The organism is Achromobacter sp. 2789STDY5608615, from assembly GCF_001298995.1.
Taxonomy (GTDB): domain Bacteria; phylum Pseudomonadota; class Gammaproteobacteria; order Burkholderiales; family Burkholderiaceae_B; genus Achromobacter; species Achromobacter insuavis.
Window position 1 is genome coordinate 55,798 of record NZ_CYTY01000001.1, and the last position, 18,331, is coordinate 74,128.

Here is an 18,331-nt window from a genome sequence, read left to right on the forward strand (position 1 = left end):
GGTGGCAAGCCTGGCGGCAAGCCGCGCGCGGCCCGCAATGCGGGTTCGTCCCGTGGCGACGACTGGCAGCCTCGCGGCGCGTCGGCGCATGAATCGCGCCTGGGCGTGATGGGCGGCCGGGGCGGCCGGGGGCGCTAAACCCGCGCCACAGCGGCGTCCGCGCGGCGCCGCTGGCTGGATCCGTCCCACATAAACGTAAGCCCGTGACGAATCAGGCGTTTTTCCGGTTTATCTGGTAAAATCAATGGTTTTCATGGCTTCGCGTCTGTTGGCCCGCGCCGTTGCTTTGCCGCTCATGCGGCGTTTTTCATGGGTGCGCGGGTTGTACAGGTTGTATGGGCTGACGGGTCGCTGGGTGAGTCGTTGGCCGGTTTCATGGCTGGAATCCATGTGGCCGCAGTGGTTTTGCGGCGCAGGTGGTCCCGGTGAAACGGGTCTGGGCTGACTGCCCTCGCGGAGTTGGCGGGTGCGTCGCAAGGGCGGCGCGAGCCGAAATTTAGGTCGCAATATAGGGCACTGCCCAGCATTGCTCCTTACGTGCAGTAGGGTGGCGGCTGGGCACTGTGCAATACGGTGGGCTGGGCGTGCAGCCCATTTTTTTTGAGTATATGGCTGATTTATTCGCATTGACCGAAGAGGCACTGGCCGGCATGGACGTCGAACTCGTCGACGTCGAACGTGCCGCGCTGGGCCTTTTGCGCGTCACGATCGATCGGGTCGGCGGTGTGCGCATCGAAGACTGCGAGCAAGTGTCCCGCCAATTGTCGCGGGTGTACGAGGTCGAGAACATCGACTACAAGCGGCTGGAAGTCGGTTCGCCGGGCATTGACCGCCCGCTGCGCAACGAGGCCGAGTTCCGCCGTTTCGCAGGCGAACGCATCGAGATCAAGCTGCGCGAGGCATTGGACGGACGCAAGGTCTTTTCCGGCACGTTGACCGTGCCCGAAGACGCGCCCGCAGCCCCGGACGCCGCGGCTGGGATGCAAAAGACCGTGTTCGGTCTCGAATTTGAGGCAAAAAAGAACGAAGTCCAGGTGTTGAATTTCACGGTCGAGGATATCGAGCGTGCAAAACTGGATCCCGTTCTGGATTTCAAGGGCAAAAAGCGATGAGTCGCGAAATTCTTCTGTTGGTCGATGCCTTGGCGCGTGAAAAGAACGTCACGCGTGATGTCGTGTTCGGGGCGCTGGAAAGCGCGCTGGCCTCGGCCATGAAAAAGCGCTTCAAGGATGATGCGGACATTCGTGTTGCCATCGATCGTGAAACCGGTGACCACGAAGGTTTCCGCCGCTGGCTGGTGGTGCCCGACGAAGCGGGCCTGCAAGAGCCCGACAAGCAGGAAATGCTGTCGGACGCCGTCGAGATCGTGCCCAACATCCAGGTGGGTGAGTACATCGAGGAACCGCTCGAGCCGATCGAGTTCGGCCGTATCGGCGCCCAGGCCGCCAAGCAGGCGATCCTGCAGAAGATCCGTGACGCCGAGCGCGAGCAGGTCCTGAACGACTTCCTCGACCGCGGCGAAACCATCGTGTCCGGCACCATCAAGCGCATGGACAAGGGCGATGCCATCATCGAGACCGGCAAGATCGAAGCGCGCCTGCCGCGCTCCGAAATGATCCCGAAGGAAAACCTCCGGGTCGCCGACCGCGTCCGCGCTTTCGTCCTGCGCGTCGACCATGCGGCCCGCGGCCAGCAGGTGATCCTGTCGCGCACCTCGCCCGAGTTCATCCGCCAGCTGTTCGAGAACGAAGTGCCCGAGATCGAGCAGGGCCTGCTCGAGATCAAGGCGGCGGCGCGTGACGCCGGCGTGCGTGCGAAGATCGCCGTGGTGGCATACGATAAGCGTATTGACCCGATCGGCACCTGCGTCGGCATGCGCGGTTCGCGCGTGACCGCCGTGCGCAACGAGCTGGGCGGCGAGCAGGTCGACATCGTGCTGTGGTCGGAAGATCCCGCGCAGTTCGTCATCGGCGCCCTGGCGCCGGCCAATGTCGAGTCCATCGTGGTGGACGAAGACAAGCACGCGATGGACGTGGTGGTCGACGAGGAAAACCTGCCGAAGGCGATCGGCGCCAAGGGTCAGAACGTGCGCCTGGCGTCCGAGCTGACCGGCTGGCAGATCAACATCATGACGCCGGAAGAAAGCCTGAACCGCCAGGAAGTCGAGCGTTCGGGCCTGCGCACCACGTTCATGAACAAGCTGGACGTCGATGAGGAAGTCGCCGACACCCTGATCGACGAAGGTTTCACCGGTATCGAGGAAATCGCCTACGTCCCCATGCAGGAACTGCTGGAGATCGAGGCGTTCGACGAAGACACCATCAACGAGTTGCGCGCCCGTGCCCGCAATGCGCTGCTGACCGAGGCCATCGCCCAGGAAGAGCGCCTTGAGACCGCGCAGGATCTGCTTGAACTCGAAGGCGTGACGCCGGAACTGGCTGCCAAGCTGGCCGAGCGTCAAGTGCATACGCGTGATGATCTGGCCGAACTGGCGACGGACGAGCTGGCGGAAATCGCCGGCCTGACCGAGCAGGAAGCCAGCGACCTCATCATGCGTGCCCGCGCCCATTGGTTCGATGAAGAATAACCAAAAGGACACGGGTCTGCGGCGGATGGCCGTCAAGTCCGCCGCATGTTCACGTTGTTTGTAATAGCTGCATATAGGGAAGAGAGAGCCTAATGTCGAGTAACACCGTCGCCCAGTTCGCTACCGAGCTGAAAATGCCTGCCAATGTGCTGCTGGAACAGCTGCGCTCGGCTGGCGTTGACCTCAAATCGGTGGACGATTCCGTCACCGACAGCGACAAGGCGAAATTGCTCGAATCGCTGCGTCGCGCCCACGGCGCGACCGAAGGCAAGAAGATCACCTTGACGCGCCGCCAGACCTCCGAGATCCGCCAGGCTGATGCCACCGGCCGCTCGCGCACCATCCAGGTCGAGGTCCGCAAGAAGCGCGTGTTCGTCAAGCGTGATCCCTCCGAAATCGCCCTTGAGCAAGCCGCCGCCGCCCGCGCCGAAGAGGAAGCGGGCGCGGAAGAAGCCCAGCAGGTGTCCGCACCGGCCGCGCCCGAAGTGGTCGCGCCGGTCGAACCGCGCGACGCCGCGCCGGTCCAGGCTCCCGCTCCGGCCCCGGTGCAAGAGCCCGTTGCTGTAGAAGCGCCCGCGCCGGTTGAAGCGCCCGCGCCTGTTGAATCCGTCGCGGCCGAAGTGCCCGCCCCCGTCGCGGCTCCCGCCGCCGAAGTCCAGGCCCAGCCTGAACCGGAACCGACGCCGGCGCCCGCTCCTGCCGAGCCCGTGGCCGAAGAGGCCAAGCCCGAAGTCAAGACTGAATCCACCGAGCCCAAGGCTGAAGAAGCCAAGCCGGAACCCGTTGTGCTAGCCAATAAGTCCGAACCATCGTCCTCCCAGGCCGCCGCGCCTGTCGCCCAGGTGCCGCCTGCCGCGAAGTCTGAACCCCTGAAATCCGCCGCCAAGCCGGTCGAGTCCGCTGCGCCCGCCGCCAAGGTCGGCAACCGCATCGACAACCGCCGCGCCGGCCCGCCGCTCGCCGCCTCCGCCACTGGCGCTGGCCGCGACGAGGCCCGCCGTGCCGCCGAGGCCGAAGCCGCCGCGCTGCGCGAGATGCTGAACCGCCCGCGCAAGGTGCTGCGCGCTCCCGAACCGGAAGCGCCCGCCGCCGCGGCCGCCCCGATCTCGGGCACGCTGCACAAGCCGGCCGGCAAGGCCGCCGCCGCGCCTGGCGCCAAGAAGGATGCCAAGCCCGCCGCGCCCGGCACCAAGAAGACCATCAAGACCGCCGAAGTCGCTTCGACCTGGTCGGATGACGCTTCGCGCAAGAAGCCGGCCGACAAGCCGGCGGCGCCGGCCAGCCGTGACGGCTGGCGCGCCGGCGGCAAGGGCGGTGGCAAGAGTGGCGGCCGTGGCGGCCGCAACCAGCAGAACGACCGCCGCAACGAGCCCGCGCCGCAGGAATTCATCGCGCGTGAAGTGCACGTGCCGGAAACCATCAGCGTGGCCGACCTGGCCCACAAGATGTCCGTCAAGGCCGCCGAGGTCATCAAGCAATTGATGAAGCTGGGCCAGATGGTCACCATCAACCAGGTGCTGGACCAGGAAACGGCCATGATCGTGGTCGAGGAACTGGGCCACGTGGCGATCGCCGCCAAGCTCGACGACCCGGAAGCCTTCCTGGACGAAACCGCCAGCGTGTCGGAAGCCGAACAGCTGCCGCGCGCCCCGGTCGTGACCGTGATGGGCCACGTCGACCACGGCAAGACCTCGCTGCTGGACTACATCCGCCGCGCCAAGGTCGCCGCGGGCGAAGCCGGCGGCATTACGCAGCACATCGGCGCCTACCACGTGGAAACCGAGCGTGGCATGGTGACCTTCCTGGATACCCCGGGCCACGAGGCGTTCACCGCCATGCGTGCCCGCGGCGCCAAGGCCACCGACATCGTCATCCTGGTCTGCGCGGCCGACGACGGCGTGATGCCGCAGACGCGCGAAGCCATCCACCATGCCAAGGCCGCGGGCGTGCCGATGGTGGTGGCCATGACCAAGATCGACAAGCCCAGCGCCAACCCCGAGCGCGTCAAGCAGGAACTGGTCGCCGAGGAAGTGGTGCCGGAAGAATACGGCGGCGACGTGCCGTTCGTGCCGGTGTCGGCCAAGACCGGCGAGGGCATCGACGCGCTGCTCGAGAACGTGCTGCTGCAAGCCGAACTGCTGGAACTGAAGGCGCCGGTCGACGCGCCCGCCAAGGGCCTGGTGATCGAAGCCCGCCTGGACAAGGGCCGCGGCCCGGTCGCGACCATCCTGGTCCAGAGCGGCACGCTGAACCGCGGCGACGTGGTGCTGGCTGGCGCCAGCTTCGGCCGCGTCCGCGCCATGCTCGACGAGAACGGCAAGCCGATCCAGGCCGCCGGCCCGTCGATCCCGGTGGAAATCCAGGGCCTGACCGAAGTGCCGGCCGCCGGCGACGAACTGATGGTGCTGTCCGACGAGCGCAAGGCGCGCGAAATCGCGCTGTTCCGCCAGGGCAAGTTCCGCGACGTCAAGCTGGCTCGCCAGCAGGCCGCCAAGCTGGAGTCGATGTTCGACAACCTGGGCGAAGGCACCCAGACCCTGGCGCTGATCGTCAAGACCGACGTCCAGGGTTCGCAGGAAGCGCTGGTGCAGTCGCTGACCAAGCTGTCGACCGACGAAGTGCGCGTGCAAGTGGTGCACGCGGCCGTGGGTGGCATCTCGGAAAGCGACATCAACCTGGCGATCGCCTCGAACGCCGTGGTGATCGGCTTCAACGTCCGCGCCGAAGCCAGCGCCAAGAAGCTGGCCGAGACCAACGGCATCGACGTGCGCTACTACAACATCATCTACGACGCCGTGGACGAGGTGAAGGCAGCCATGTCGGGCATGTTGGCGCCCGAGAAGAAGGAAGAGATCATCGGCCTGGTCGAGATCCGCGAGGTCTACAGCATCTCCCGCATCGGCAACATCGCCGGTTGCATGGTGCTCGACGGCCTGGTGCGTCGCGATTCGCAGGTCCGCCTGCTGCGCAACAACGTGGTCCAGTGGACCGGCCAGCTCGATTCGCTGCGCCGCTTCAAGGACGACGTCAAGGAAGTCAAGTCGGGCTTCGATTGCGGTCTTACGCTGCGCGGCAACAACGACATCCAGGTGGGCGACCAGCTGGAAGTCTTTGAAATCAAGGAAATCGCGCGTACGCTGTAAGGCGTCGCGAGGCATTGTTTCTAATGAGCCGTCACAAGTCCAAAGCCATCCCCGGTCGCAATCTGCGACTGGCCGACCAGATCCAGAAGGATCTGGCCGGGATCATCCAGCGCGAGATCGACACGACCCGCGCTGGCTTGATCACGCTCTCCGGTGTGGAACTGTCGACCGACTACGCGCATGCCAAGGTGTATTTCACGGTCCTGGGCGCCGAGCCCGAGGCCGCGACCGCCTTGCTGAACGAGAAGGCCGGCTGGCTGCACTCCCAGCTGTACAAGCTGCTGCACATTCACACTGTCCCCACTTTGCGCTTCTTCCACGACGAGCAGATTGCCCGTGGTATCGAAATGTCGATCCTCATCGACCGCGCAAACCGGCCCGGCCCGCACTCGGGCGTGCCCGACGAACCTGAAGACCAGTCCTGATCGGGCTGTCGTCACTGCTTTAATTTCCGGATTCCGACGATGGCTAAACGACGCGGGCTTGCGCTCGACGGTGTGCTGTTGCTCGACAAACCCGTAGGTTTGTCGAGCAACCACGCGCTGCAACGCGCCAAGCGTGCCATGGACGCGGCGAAAGCTGGCCATACCGGCACCCTCGACCCCTTCGCCACCGGCCTGCTGGTGTGCTGCATGGGCCGGGCAACCAAGATTTCCGGCGCGATGCTCAACGCCGACAAGGCATATCGCGCTACGCTTCAATTTGGCGAGGAAACCGATTCGGGCGACCTGACCGGCAACGTGGTGTCCACCGCCGCCCCCGGCTTCGTGGTCGAGGAACAGGCCCTGCGCGATGCGCTGTCACGTTTCTCGGGCACGATCGAGCAGATTCCGCCCATGTATTCGGCGCTCAAGCGCGACGGCAAGCCGTTGTACGAATACGCGCGGCAGGGCATCGAGCTGGAACGCCCGCCGCGGCAGATTACGATTTACCGCATCGAGCTGCTGTCCCTGAACGGGACGCAGGCAGAGATCGATGTGGCTTGCAGTAAAGGCACATACATCCGGACGCTGGCCCAGGACATCGGGCGCGCGCTGGGCTGTTACGCCCACCTGGCGGCGCTGCGGCGCACGCACGTCGGGCCATTTTCTCTGGAACGCGCCGTTGCGCTGGATGCCTTGCAGGCGATGCCAGACCCCAAGCAGGCATTGCTTGCACTGAACGAATTGCCGGCGGGCTTGCTGCCCGCCACCACCTTAAAGGACTCGCTATGACTCGCGCCTTGCGCAACGTCGCCATCATCGCCCACGTGGACCACGGTAAAACCACCCTGGTCGACCAGCTGCTGCGCCAATCCGGCACCTTCCGCGAAAACCAGGCGCTGACCGAACGGGTCATGGACTCGAACGACCTGGAAAAAGAACGCGGCATCACGATTCTGGCCAAGAACTGTGCCGTTGAATACGAAGGCACGCACATCAACATCGTCGACACCCCGGGGCACGCGGACTTCGGTGGCGAAGTCGAGCGCGTGCTGTCGATGGTCGACGGCGTGCTGCTGCTGGTCGATGCCGTCGAAGGCCCGATGCCGCAGACCATCTTCGTGACCCGCAAGGCGCTGGCCCTGGGCCTCAAGCCCATCGTGGTGGTCAACAAGGTCGACCGTCCGGGCGCCCGCACCGACTTCGTCATCAACGCCACGTTCGACCTGTTCGACAAGCTGGGCGCGACCGACGAGCAGCTGGACTTCCCGGTGGTGTACGCCTCTGGCCTGTCCGGCTACGCCGGCCTGAGCGCCGACGTGCGCGAAGGCGACATGCGTCCGCTGTTCGAAGCCATCCTGCAGCACGTGCCGCAGCGTGACGACGATCCCAACGGCCCGCTGCAGATGCAGATCATCTCGCTGGACTACAACAGCTACGTCGGCAAGATCGGCGTGGGCCGCATCAACCGCGGCCGCATGCGTCCCGGCATGGAAGTGGCCTACAAGTTCGGTCCCGAGGGCCAGGGCGGCCGTGGCCGCATCAACCAGGTGCTGAAGTTCCACGGCCTGGAGCGCATCGTGGTGGATGAAGCCGAAGCCGGCGACATCGTGCTGATCAACGGTATCGAAGACCTGGGCATCGGCTGCACCGTGACCGACCCGGTGACGCAGGACGTGCTGCCGATGCTGCGCATCGACGAGCCGACGCTGACCATGAACTTCATGGTCAACACCTCGCCGCTGGCCGGCCGTGAAGGCAAGTTCGTCACCAGCCGCCAGCTGCGCGACCGCCTGGACCGCGAACTGAAATCGAACGTGGCGCTGCGCGTGCGCGACACCGGCGACGACACCGTGTTCGAAGTGTCGGGCCGCGGCGAACTGCACCTGACGATTCTGCTGGAAACGATGCGCCGCGAAGGCTACGAGCTGGCCGTGTCGCGTCCGCGCGTGGTGTTCAAGGAAGTCGACGGCGTGAAGTGCGAGCCGTTCGAATCGCTGACCATCGACGTCGAAGACGCCCACCAGGGCGGCGTGATGGAAGAACTGGGCCGCCGCAAGGGCGATCTGCAGGACATGCAGCCGGACGGCCGTGGCCGCACCCGCCTGGAATACCTGATCCCCGCCCGTGGCCTGATCGGCTTCCAGAACGAGTTCCTGATGCTGACGCGCGGCACCGGCCTGATGAGCCACATCTTCCACGAATACGCGCCCATCAAGGAAGGCTCGATCGGCGAGCGCCGCAACGGCGTGCTGATCAGCCAGGACAACGGCGACGCCGTGGCCTACGCGCTGTGGAAGCTGCAGGATCGCGGCCGCATGTTCGTGAACCCGGGCGATGCGCTGTACGAAGGCATGATCATCGGCATCCACAGCCGTGACAACGACCTGGTCGTGAACCCGATCAAGGGCAAGCAGCTGACCAACGTGCGCGCCTCGGGCACCGACGAAGCCGTGCGTCTGGTGCCCCCGATCCAGATGTCGCTGGAATACGCCGTGGAATTCATCGACGACGACGAACTGGTCGAAATCACGCCCAAGTCGATCCGCCTGCGCAAGCGTCACCTGCAGGAAAACGACCGCAAGCGCGCCGCACGCGAATCCGCCGTGTAAGGCGAGGCGGGACGTCTGTCCCGCGCGCCTGGCAATCGGAAAAGCCGCACACCCTTCGGGGTGCGCGGCTCTTTTCATTCATGGCCGGAGGCTTGCCGGCGGCGGGGCGCAGCGGCCGCCGCCCGTGCGCCGGCACGCGGGCTCAGGCATGCTGGTGCCGGTATTCCTGGGTCTTGCCGCCATAGCCATAGGCCGCCGCGCGCGCGTCGATCACGTGCACGTAGGAGCATTCGTGCAGCTCGCCCAGGATCTCGCTGAAGGACGCGTAGATCTCCTGGATGAAGCGCGCCTTCTCGGCCTTGGTGTTGGTCTCGTCGGTGACGCTGATATCCAGGTGGAAGGCGTTCCTGCCCGCTTCCGACAGCGGGCGCGCGCCGATGAACCACTGGTCGTGGGGGATGTGCTGCAGCGTGATGGCGATGACCGGCAGTTTCTTGCCGAGCACGGATTGGGTCAATCCGGCGACCGAATCGACGATGCGGCGGGTGCGGGCGGCGTCGGGCTGGCCGGAAACGTGGATGACGATGTGGGGCATGACAGGCTCCTTGGGTGAGGGGAATGGAGCCAGTGTAGGGACCGCATTGACATCGGAAAAGCGGGAATTTACGATTTCAGCCATCGTATAAGCCGTTGGATAAATCATGTCCGGATTCGATCTCGACCAGCTGCGCACCCTGGTGGCGGTGCTGGACGCCGGGAGCCTGACCGCCGCCGCGCCCAAGGTGTTCCTGTCGCAGTCGTCGGTCAGCGAGCAGATGCGCAAGCTGGAGGAACGGGCCGGCCAGCCGCTGCTGATCCGCGGCAAGGCGGGCGTGATCGCCACCCCCGCCGGCGAGCGCCTGCTGGCCCACGCGCGCGCCATCCTGGCGCTGAGCGACGAGGCCTTTCGCGACCTGCGCGGCGTGGCGCTGCGCGGCGAGCTGCGGCTGTGCATCACCGACTACTTCCGCCCCGGTGACGTGGCGCGGCTGCTGCGGCGGCTGAACGAGCAGTACCCGCAGGTGCGCATGCACGTCACCATCATGAAGAGCGGCACCATCGAAGCCGCCTACGAACGCGGCGAGGTCGATGTCGGCATCTCGATGGTGATCCAGGAGCGCGGCGCGTCGAAAGGGCGGCCGCAGGGGCCGTTGCTGCGGCGCGAGTCATTGCTGTGGATGGCGGCCGAGGGCGCGCTGGCGCCGCCGGAGCCGCTGCCGTTGCTGGCGTTGCCCGAGACCTGCGCGTTGCGCCAATACGCCGAGCGGCTGCTGGCGCGGCGCGCGGTGCCGTACACGGTGGCGCACGTGGCCTCGGGCGTGGCGGGGTTGCAGCTGGCGATCGCGGCGGGGCTTGGCGTGGCCTGCCTGAACGAGTCGGCGCTGACGCCCGGCATCGGCCGCCTGCAGGCGCCGGGCCTGCCGCCCTTGCCCGATGTCGAGTTCCGCCTGCTGCCGCCGCGACCGGGCGAAGACCCTTTTATCGGTCAGGCGCGCGAGGCGATCGAGCGGGCGCTGCGTTGAGCCGGCCTCGGCGCGGAGGCTAGGGGGGCCTGCCGGTCCGGCGCGCGCATCAGCCAGTGCAGGAATTCGCGGCCCGGGCCGGCCTCGCCCACGAGGGCGCCGATGGGCTGGAACGCACCCGGCGACTCGATCCGCAGTCGCTGGAAATGGCCGTGCTGCAGATACCAGCCGGCCAGCGTCAGCGGCACCATGGCCAGCGCCTGCTGCGCCTGCATGACCGCGATCAGCAGCGGCATGGGCGGCGCGGCGCTGGCCAGGCGGCACAGCCGCGGCACCACGCCGGCGCGCTCGAAGAAGGCGGTAAAGACGGCGTGGATCGCCAGTTCGGGCCGCGGCTGTATCCAGAGCTGGGACGTCACCTGGGCCAGGGTGGGCGCGGCGTCGCCGGCCAGCAGGGGATGGCCGGGCGTGGCGACGATGACGGCGGCATCCTGTCGCAGCGGCACGAATTCCAGGCCGGCGGGCACCGCTTCCGGACGCCGGCACAGCAGCAGGTCCAGGTTGCCGGCGGCCGCCAGCGGCAGCAGCTGTTCGCGGCTGCCTTCCTGGAAGTCCACCTGCAGGTCGGGATGGGTCCGCATGTAGGCCGGCAGGCGTTCGGCCAGCAGGCCGCTGCTGGCCGCCGGGATGGCGCCCAGGCGCAGGTTGCCCGAGGCCCCGCCACGCAGGGCGGCCACCGAGTCGGTCGAGGCGCGCAGCGTGGTGAGCATGCCGCGCGCGCAATCGGCCATCAGTTGTCCGCTGCGGGTGGTGCGCATGCCGCGGGCGTGGCGCTCGAACAGTTCCACGCCCAGCAGGGATTCGATGTCGGCCAGGGCGTGGGTGGCGGCGGGCTGGCTCATGCCGATCTGGGCGGCGGCCTGCTGCAGGCTGCCCAGTTCGGCCACGCCGGCCAGCAGTTGCAGGTGACGCAGGCGGCCCTTGGCCAGCAGGCGGGCAAGCAGGGTAGCGGGGGCGACATCCATGGCGCGGGGGAATGAGCTATTCAAAATGCGAATATATGAGTCCATTAATGTATTTGAAATAAGGATATGCCCTGCCCAGAATGGCGTGACGCCGGCTACCGGTTTCCATTCGAGGATGCGCCGTTCCATGAAGTCCCGTCTGTTGCATGCTGTCGTCTGCGCCGCCCTGGCCGGCGCTTCTTCCGTGGCGCTCGCGCAGGGCGCCTATCCCTCGCAGCCGGTGCGCCTGATCGTGCCGTTCGCGCCCGGCGGTTCCACCGACGTGCTGGCACGGGCCGTGGCCGATGGCCTGCGCAAGCAGCTGGGCCAGAGCGTGGTGGTGGAAAACCGCGCCGGCGCTGGCGGCCTGATCGGCACCGAGGCGGTGGCGCGCGCCGAACCCGATGGCTACACCCTGGGGATGGCCACGGTCAGCACCATGGCGGTCAATCCGCTGCTGTACGGCACCGCCCGCGTCGATCCGGCGACCCAGTTGAAGCCGGTCGGTTCGGTGGCGAACGTGCCGGTGGTGTGGATGGTCAACCCGGCGTTTCCGGCGACCGACTTCGCCCAGTTCCTGGCCGAACTGCGCGCCCATCCCGGCAAGTATTCCTTCGGTTCGCCGGGCGTCGGCTCGCTTGGCCACCTGAACCTGGCGGCGATGAATGCCGACCTCAAGGTCGAGGTGCTGCACGTGCCGTACCGCGGCATGGGGCCGGCGCTGACCGCCGCGGTGGGCGGCGAGGTGCAGGTGCAGCAGGACCAGTACGCCTCGGCGCAGTCGCTGATCAAGGCGGGCAAGCTGCGCCCGATCGCGGTGGCCGCGCCGACGCGCCTGGCGGGCCTGCCGCAATTGCCGACGCTGGCCGAACTGGGCTATCCGCAGTTGAACGAGCTGGGCCAGACCTGGTTCGGCCTGGTGGCGCCGGCCGGCACGCCCGACGCGGTGGTGGGCAAGCTCAATGACGCGGTGCGGCAAGCCATGGCGGATCCGGCGCTGGTGCAGCGCCTGGCCGGCCTGGGCGCCGAGCCCGACACCGGCACGCCGCAGGCCTTCGGCCAGCGCATCGCGCAGACGCTGGCCGCCAACCGCAAAATCATTGAAACTGCGGCCATCAAGCTTGACGAGTAAGCGTTGCACCGCCGGTGGCGTGTCGTCTCCGGCGCGGGTAGATCCTGTAGAACCAATCCTGTAGAACCGCCACTGGAGACACGATGGGAGCCATCGACAAACTTGCCCCGTTCATCGACGCCCGCAGCGACCGCTATGCGGAACTGAGCGACCGCATCTGGAGCCTGGCCGAGCTGCGCTATGACGAGCACAAATCGGCCGAACTGCACATCGCCATGCTGGAAGAGGCCGGCTTTCGCGTCACCCGCGACGCGGCCGGCATCCCGACGGCGTTCGTCGCCGAGGCCGGCGCGGGCGGCCCGGTCATCGGCATCCTGGGCGAATACGACGCCCTGTCGGGCCTGAGCCAGGAGAGCGGCGCCTACGCCTGCCAGCCGTCGCCGGAAACGCCCAATGGCAACGGCCATGGCTGCGGCCACCACCTGCTGGGCACTGCCGCGCATTTCGCCGCGGTGGCGGTCAAGGAATTCCTGGAGAGCAACGGCCTGCCGGGCCGCATCCGCTTCTACGGCTGTCCGGCCGAGGAGGGCGGGTCGGGCAAGACCTTCATGGCGCGCGCCGGGCTGTTCGACGACCTGGACGCGGCGCTGACCTGGCATCCGGCTTCGCACACCGGCATCTTCCACCAGTCGTCGCTGGCCAACATCCAGGCCTATTTCCGCTTTCGCGGCGTTGCCGCGCATGCCGCCAATTCGCCGCACCTGGGGCGCAGCGCGCTGGACGCGGTGGAGTTGATGAACGTGGGCGTGAACTATCTGCGCGAGCACATGGTGCCGGACGCGCGGGTGCACTACGCCGTGACCAACAGCGGCGGCATCTCGCCCAACGTGGTGCAGGCCCGCGCCGAGGTGCTGTACCTGGTGCGCGCGCCCATCAATTCGCAGGCCGCCGAGCTGTATGAACGGGTCAAGAACGTGGCCCGCGGCGCGGCGCTGATGACCGATTGCGAGCTGGAGATCGTGTTCGACAAGGCCTGCTCGAACTACATCCCCAACGGCGTGCTCAACCAGGTCATGTACGCCAACATGCAGGCGCTGCAGGGGCCCGAGTACACCGAAGGCGAACAGCAGGCCGCGCGCCGCATGTGGGACGCGATTTCCGCCGATGACATCGACAATGCCGGCAAGAACCTGGGGGCGGTGCTGCGCAATCCGACGCCGCTGTTCAGTGGCGTGGCGCCGTACGAACCGGGCAAGCGCGAGATCAGCTATGGCTCGACCGACGTCGGCGACGTCAGCTGGGTGACGCCCACGGCGCAGTGCTGGGGCGCCTGCTATGCCTACGGCACGCCGTTCCATTCGTGGCAGATGGTGGCGCAGGGCAAGCTGTCGCTGGCGCACAAGGGCATGGTGCACGCGGCCAAGGTCATCGCGGCCACCGCCGCCGATCTGTACGGCCAGCCCGAGGCGCTGGCGCGCGCCAAGGAAGAACTGCTGGAGATGCGCCGCGGCCAGCCCTATGTCTGCCCGATTCCGGCCGACGTGCTGCCGTCGTTCATGCGCAAATAAGCGGGGCGGGACGGCCGCTGGCGGCGGCCGCCCGGAGTGTCCGGCCCGCGCGCGGCGGGCCGGCGCCGGTCAGGCCGGCAGCGACGGCGCGTATTGCGCTTCCGTGCTGGCCTTCTGGTGGAATTCGACCACCTTGCGCACGACCTTGCGCGGATCGTCCTCGATGATGAAAAGATCCAGGTCATGCGCGCCGATCATGCCGTTGCCCAGCACCTGGCCGCCCAGCCATTCGACCAGGCCCGACCAGTACTCGCTGCCCACCAGCACGATGGGCGCGGGCGGGACCTTGCCGGTCTGGATCAGCGTCAACGCTTCGAAGAGCTCGTCCAGGGTGCCGAAGCCGCCCGGCATCGCCACGTAGGCGAAGCTGTGCATGAAAAACGTGGCTTTGCGTGAAAAAAAGTACTCAAACGATAGACTGATGGTTTGATACTCGTTGTTGTGCGCTTCGTGCGGCAGGCTGATGTTCAGCCCGATGCTGGTGCCGCCGGTTTCGAACGCGCCCTTGTTGGCGGCTTCCATGATGCCCGGGCCGCCGCCCGCGATGACCGCAAAACCCGCCTCGGCCAGGGCGGCCGAGATTGCCACGGTGGTTTCGTAGTGGGGGGAGTTGCGGCTGACGCGCGCACTGCCAAAGACACTGACTGCCGGCCCGATGTTCGCCAGCTTTTCGGCCGCCGTCCGTATCTCTGACATAATCAGCGGAATTTGTTTTTCGGCGGGCGTCGCCGCAATTGTTGCCGCAGTTGTTGCCATATCTGCCTTTGTAACCATGAAAAAAACCTTATTGCTGGTCGACGGTTCAAGCTACTTGTACCGCGCTTTTCACGCTATGCCTGATTTGCGCAATGCGCAAGGCGAACCTACGGGTGCGCTGTACGGCGTGGTCAATATGTTGCGCAAGCTTGTATCCGACTATAAGGCAGAGTATGCCGCATGTATTTTCGATGCGCGTGGCAAGACCTTCCGGGACGACCTGTACCCGGAATACAAGTCGCACCGCCCGCCCATGCCGGAAGACCTGGCGGCCCAGATCGAACCCATCCACCGCGCCGTGCGCGCGCTGGGCTGGCCGGTGCTGGCCATCGAGGGCGTCGAGGCCGATGACGTGATCGGCACGCTGGCCTGCCGCGCCGCCGAGCGCGGCGTGCACACGGTGGTGTCCACCGGCGACAAGGACCTGGCGCAACTGGTCAACAGCCACGTCACGCTGGTCAACACCATGAGCGGCGAGGTGCTGGACGAGGCCGGCGTGGTCAACAAGTTCGGCGTGCCGCCGGACCGCATCGTCGACTACCTGATGCTGGTGGGCGATACCGTCGACAACGTGCCGGGCGTGACCAAGGTCGGCCCCAAGACGGCCGCCAAGTGGATCTCGGAATTCGGTTCGATCGACAAGCTGGTCGAGGGCGCCGAGGGCATCAAGGGCGTGGCCGGCAGCAACCTGCGCGAAGCGATCCCCAACTTCCCGCTGACGCGCCAGTTGCTGACGGTCAAGTGCGACTGCGACCTGACCGGTCACGTCGACAGCGTCGACGACCTGACCCCGCGCGGCCGCGACGAGGCCACGCTGACCGAACTGTACGAGCGCTATGGTTTCCGCACCTGGCTGCGCGACCTGACCGGCGACGCCGAGCGCGTGCCCACGGGCGACGCGCGCGTGGCGGTCGAAGCGCCGGCCGCGCCGACGGAACTGGATTACCGCATCATCGACAACTGGCAGGCGTTCGACGCCTGGATGGAGCTGGCTCAGGGCGCCGAGCTGGTGGCGCTGGACACCGAGACCACCTCGCTGGACGAGATGCAGGCCAAGTTGGTGGGCCTGTCGATGTCGGTGGCGCCGGGCGTGGCCTGCTACATCCCGGTGGCGCATCGCGGCCCCGATGGCGCGACCCAGCTGCCCAAGGCCGAGGTGCTGGAGCGCCTGCGCCCGTGGCTGCAGGACGCCTCGCGCGCCAAGCTGCTGCACCACGCCAAGTACGACACCCACGTGTTCGCCAACGAAGGCATCCGCCTGGCGGGCATCGCCGAAGACACCATGCTGCAGGCCTACGTGCTGGAGTCGCATCGCGGCGTCGGCCTGAACGACCTGGCGCAGCGCTACCTGGGCCGCAGCGGCGTCTCGTACGAAGACCTGTGCGGCAAGGGCGCCAAGCAGATCGGCTTCGACGAAGTGGCGGTGGACAAGGCCGGCCACTATGCCGCCGAGGACGCCGACTTCACGCTGCAACTGCACCAGGTGCTGCGTCCGCAGGTGGCGGCCGATGCCGGGCTGGAACGCATCTACCAGCTGGAAATGCAGGTGTCGGCGGTGCTGACCACGATCGAGCGCAACGGCGTCAAGGTCGATGCGGCCGAGCTGGGCCGCCAGAGCCACAAGCTGGGCCAGGAAATGCTGCAGCTGGAACAGAAGGCCTATGAACTGGCCGGCCAGCCCTTCAACCTGAATTCGCCCAAGCAACTGGGCGAGATCCTGTTCGGCCGGATGGAATTGCCGGTGGTGCGCAAGACCGCCGGCGGCGCGCCGTCGACCGACGAGGAAGTGCTGAGCAAGCTGGCGCAGGACTATCCACTGCCGCAGGTGCTGCTGGAGTACCGCGGGCTGTCCAAGCTCAAGTCCACCTACACGGACAAGCTGCCGCGCATGATCAACCCCGACACCGGCCGCGTGCACACGCACTATTCGCAGGCCGCGGTGATCACGGGCAGGCTGGCCTCGTCCGATCCCAATCTGCAGAACATTCCCGTGCGCACCGAGGCCGGGCGCCGGGTGCGCGAGGCGTTCATCGCCGAGCAGGGCCTGCTGCTGTCGGCCGACTATTCGCAGATCGAGCTGCGCATCATGGCGCACGTGTCGGATGACGCCAACCTGCAGCGCGCCTTCGCCGCCGGCGAGGACATCCACCGCGCCACCGCTTCGGAAGTGTTCGGCGTATCGCTGGCGGACGTGTCGTCCGAGCAGCGGCGCGCGGCCAAGGCCATCAACTTCGGCCTGATCTACGGCATGGGCGTGTTCGGCCTGGCGTCGAACCTGGGCATCACGCGCGACGCGGCGCAGGCCTATATCGACCGCTACTTTGCCCGCTATCCCGGCGTGGCGATGTACATGGAGAACACGCGCCGCGTGGCGCGCGAGCAGGGCTACGTCGAGACCGTGTTCGGGCGCCGGCTGCAATTGCCGGAGATCCGCGGCGCATCCGGTCCGCGCCGGCAAGGCGCCGAGCGCGCGGCGATCAACGCGCCGATGCAGGGCACCGCGGCCGACCTGATCAAGATGGCCATGGTGGCGGTGCAGGACTGGCTCGAGGCTGAAAAGCTGCAGACCCGCATGATCATGCAGGTGCACGATGAACTGGTGCTGGAAGCGCCCGACGCGGAGCTGGAAGTGGTCAAGGAAGCCCTGCCGCGGCTGATGTGCAACGTGGCCGAGCTGCGCGTGCCGCTGGTGGCCGAGGTGGGCGTGGGCAAGAACTGGGAACAGGCGCACTGACGCCTGGTCGACGGCGCCCGGAAACGGGCCGCTCGCCGCGAACCTCTTGAATCGGGCCGTCCGGGTCGCACAGCGGTCCGGCGGCCCATTTCCGCTTTTGCGGCTGCAACAATATAATGTTGCGCTTCCCCTTGACCATAATACGTCCCCCAAATGCTGCTGCTCTGGGTCCTGCTTGCCACCGTCACCGGTGGCCTCATCGCCGTCCTTGTCGCCAGCTGGCTGGCCTACAAGGTGTTCGCCCATTACCTGCATCACATGGTCAGCCTGTCCGTGGGGGTGCTGCTGTCGGTGGCGCTGCTGCACCTGCTGCCGGAAGCCTTCGAGAGCGGCGTGGCCGACGCGCATGTGCTGTTCGGGCTGATGCTGGCGTCGCTGATCGGCTTTTTCGTGCTGGAGAAGATCGCGCTGCTGCGCCACAGCCATCACCACGAGGGCGACGGGCATCATCATCACCATGGCCATGACCGCCACGAGGCGGGGCGCGGGGGCGTGCTGATCCTGATCGGCAGCTCGCTGCACAATCTGTGCGACGGCGTGCTGGTGGCGGCGGCCTTCCTGACCGATCCGCTGCTGGGCGTGCTGACGGCGGCCTCGATCATCGTGCACGAGGTGCCGCACAAGCTGGGCGACTTCGTCGTGCTGCTCAATGCCGGCCTGGCGCGGCGCCGCGCCTTCGCGCTGATCCTGTTCACCAGCTTGTGTTCAGCCTTGGGCGGCATAATAGGTTACTTCGTGCTGCAGCAGGCCCAGGACTGGGTGCCGTACGTATTGGTGGTTGCCGCCAGCAGCTTCCTCTACATCTCGGTGGCCGACCTGATGCCGCAGATGCACGAACGGGTATCCCTGGCCGATGCGGTGCCGCAACTGCTGCTGGTGGGCGTGGGCGTGGCGCTGATCTACAGCGTGACGACCCTGATGCACCACGGGCATGAGCACGAGGCGGGCGCCGGCGCGGCACGCACGGAGCACGTCCACACACATTGAGGCG

Annotated in this window: 14 protein-coding genes; 11 read left to right on the forward strand and 3 right to left on the reverse strand. The window is 66.8% G+C overall.

The genetic code is table 11. From position 1 onward, the window contains the following. Positions 1–608: 608 nt before the first annotated feature. From rimP to typA, 6 genes are all read left to right on the forward strand, one after another. On the forward strand, positions 609–1,112 hold the full coding sequence (rimP, locus tag AOZ49_RS00275) for a ribosome maturation factor RimP (protein ID WP_054429438.1): 504 nt from the start codon (positions 609–611) through the stop codon (positions 1,110–1,112). Further along, the gene (gene nusA, locus AOZ49_RS00280) at positions 1,109–2,587 is read left to right on the forward strand and encodes a transcription termination factor NusA (RefSeq protein WP_054473901.1); all 1,479 of its coding nucleotides are present in this window, start codon (positions 1,109–1,111) and stop codon (positions 2,585–2,587) included. The genes rimP and nusA overlap by 4 nt, the downstream gene beginning before the upstream one ends. A gap of 92 nt (positions 2,588–2,679) precedes the next feature. After that, a complete protein-coding gene (gene infB / locus AOZ49_RS00285; protein WP_054429437.1) occupies positions 2,680–5,730 on the forward strand; it encodes a translation initiation factor IF-2 in 3,051 nt (1,016 codons plus the stop codon). A 23-nt stretch (positions 5,731–5,753) separates the two neighbouring features. Next, entirely contained in the window at positions 5,754–6,155 is a 402-nt protein-coding gene (rbfA, locus tag AOZ49_RS00290; protein ID WP_006388333.1) for a 30S ribosome-binding factor RbfA, read from the forward strand. 39 nt (positions 6,156–6,194) lie between these two features. Then, a complete protein-coding gene (gene truB, locus AOZ49_RS00295; RefSeq protein WP_054429436.1) occupies positions 6,195–6,944 on the forward strand; it encodes a tRNA pseudouridine(55) synthase TruB in 750 nt (249 codons plus the stop codon). Continuing rightward, positions 6,941–8,764 carry a translational GTPase TypA gene (gene typA, locus AOZ49_RS00300; RefSeq protein WP_054473902.1) on the forward strand — a complete coding sequence of 608 codons (1,824 nt, stop codon included), beginning with the start codon at positions 6,941–6,943 and terminating at the stop codon, positions 8,762–8,764. Before truB ends, typA begins: the two co-directional genes overlap by 4 nt. Positions 8,765–8,906: 142 nt before the next feature. On the opposite strand, the gene AOZ49_RS00305 is transcribed toward typA, so the two are convergent. Next, a complete protein-coding gene (locus AOZ49_RS00305) occupies positions 8,907–9,299 on the reverse strand; it encodes a tautomerase family protein (RefSeq protein WP_054473903.1) in 393 nt (130 codons plus the stop codon). A gap of 106 nt (positions 9,300–9,405) precedes the next feature. Between AOZ49_RS00305 and AOZ49_RS00310 the strand changes: the two genes are divergently transcribed. Continuing rightward, positions 9,406–10,266, forward strand: a complete 861-nt coding sequence (locus AOZ49_RS00310; RefSeq protein WP_054473904.1) for a LysR family transcriptional regulator — start codon at positions 9,406–9,408, stop codon at positions 10,264–10,266. Here AOZ49_RS00310 and AOZ49_RS00315 read toward each other — a convergent pair. Continuing rightward, positions 10,230–11,231 carry a LysR family transcriptional regulator gene (locus AOZ49_RS00315; protein WP_156355547.1) on the reverse strand — a complete coding sequence of 334 codons (1,002 nt, stop codon included), beginning with the start codon at positions 11,229–11,231 and terminating at the stop codon, positions 10,230–10,232. The genes AOZ49_RS00310 and AOZ49_RS00315 overlap by 37 nt on opposite strands. 127 nt (positions 11,232–11,358) lie before the next feature. Between AOZ49_RS00315 and AOZ49_RS00320 the strand changes: the two genes are divergently transcribed. Continuing rightward, the gene (locus AOZ49_RS00320) at positions 11,359–12,342 is read left to right on the forward strand and encodes a Bug family tripartite tricarboxylate transporter substrate binding protein (RefSeq protein WP_054474064.1); all 984 of its coding nucleotides are present in this window, start codon (positions 11,359–11,361) and stop codon (positions 12,340–12,342) included. A gap of 83 nt (positions 12,343–12,425) precedes the next feature. Continuing rightward, positions 12,426–13,850, forward strand: a complete 1,425-nt coding sequence (locus tag AOZ49_RS00325; protein ID WP_054473905.1) for a M20 family metallopeptidase — start codon at positions 12,426–12,428, stop codon at positions 13,848–13,850. Positions 13,851–13,919: 69 nt separating this feature from the next. Here AOZ49_RS00325 and AOZ49_RS00330 read toward each other — a convergent pair whose 3' ends face one another. Beyond that, on the reverse strand, positions 13,920–14,546 hold the full coding sequence (locus tag AOZ49_RS00330) for an LOG family protein (RefSeq protein ID WP_054429429.1): 627 nt from the start codon (positions 14,544–14,546) through the stop codon (positions 13,920–13,922). 76 nt (positions 14,547–14,622) lie between these two features. Here AOZ49_RS00330 and polA point away from each other — a divergent pair, with 76 nt between their 5' ends. Both polA and AOZ49_RS00340 read left to right on the forward strand, forming a co-directional pair. Then, positions 14,623–17,340, forward strand: a complete 2,718-nt coding sequence (gene polA / locus AOZ49_RS00335) for a DNA polymerase I (RefSeq protein WP_054473906.1) — start codon at positions 14,623–14,625, stop codon at positions 17,338–17,340. A 153-nt stretch (positions 17,341–17,493) separates the two neighbouring features. Continuing rightward, the gene (locus AOZ49_RS00340; protein ID WP_054429427.1) at positions 17,494–18,327 is read left to right on the forward strand and encodes a ZIP family metal transporter; all 834 of its coding nucleotides are present in this window, start codon (positions 17,494–17,496) and stop codon (positions 18,325–18,327) included. Positions 18,328–18,331 lie beyond the last annotated feature (4 nt).

What these genes read in the sequence shown, in the direction of transcription:
- rimP (WP_054429438.1), top strand. Translation starts at nt 609, where the DNA reads ATGGCTGATTTATTCGCATTGACCGAAGAGGCACTGGCCGGCATGGAC.
- nusA (WP_054473901.1), top strand. Translation starts at nt 1,109, where the DNA reads ATGAGTCGCGAAATTCTTCTGTTGGTCGATGCCTTGGCGCGTGAAAAG.
- infB (WP_054429437.1), top strand. Translation starts at nt 2,680, where the DNA reads ATGTCGAGTAACACCGTCGCCCAGTTCGCTACCGAGCTGAAAATGCCT.
- rbfA (WP_006388333.1), top strand. Translation starts at nt 5,754, where the DNA reads ATGAGCCGTCACAAGTCCAAAGCCATCCCCGGTCGCAATCTGCGACTG.
- truB (WP_054429436.1), top strand. Translation starts at nt 6,195, where the DNA reads ATGGCTAAACGACGCGGGCTTGCGCTCGACGGTGTGCTGTTGCTCGAC.
- typA (WP_054473902.1), top strand. Translation starts at nt 6,941, where the DNA reads ATGACTCGCGCCTTGCGCAACGTCGCCATCATCGCCCACGTGGACCAC.
- AOZ49_RS00305 (WP_054473903.1), bottom strand. Translation starts at nt 9,299, where the DNA reads ATGCCCCACATCGTCATCCACGTTTCCGGCCAGCCCGACGCCGCCCGC.
- AOZ49_RS00310 (WP_054473904.1), top strand. Translation starts at nt 9,406, where the DNA reads ATGTCCGGATTCGATCTCGACCAGCTGCGCACCCTGGTGGCGGTGCTG.
- AOZ49_RS00315 (WP_156355547.1), bottom strand. Translation starts at nt 11,231, where the DNA reads ATGGATGTCGCCCCCGCTACCCTGCTTGCCCGCCTGCTGGCCAAGGGC.
- AOZ49_RS00320 (WP_054474064.1), top strand. Translation starts at nt 11,359, where the DNA reads ATGAAGTCCCGTCTGTTGCATGCTGTCGTCTGCGCCGCCCTGGCCGGC.
- AOZ49_RS00325 (WP_054473905.1), top strand. Translation starts at nt 12,426, where the DNA reads ATGGGAGCCATCGACAAACTTGCCCCGTTCATCGACGCCCGCAGCGAC.
- AOZ49_RS00330 (WP_054429429.1), bottom strand. Translation starts at nt 14,546, where the DNA reads ATGTCAGAGATACGGACGGCGGCCGAAAAGCTGGCGAACATCGGGCCG.
- polA (WP_054473906.1), top strand. Translation starts at nt 14,623, where the DNA reads ATGAAAAAAACCTTATTGCTGGTCGACGGTTCAAGCTACTTGTACCGC.
- AOZ49_RS00340 (WP_054429427.1), top strand. Translation starts at nt 17,494, where the DNA reads ATGCTGCTGCTCTGGGTCCTGCTTGCCACCGTCACCGGTGGCCTCATC.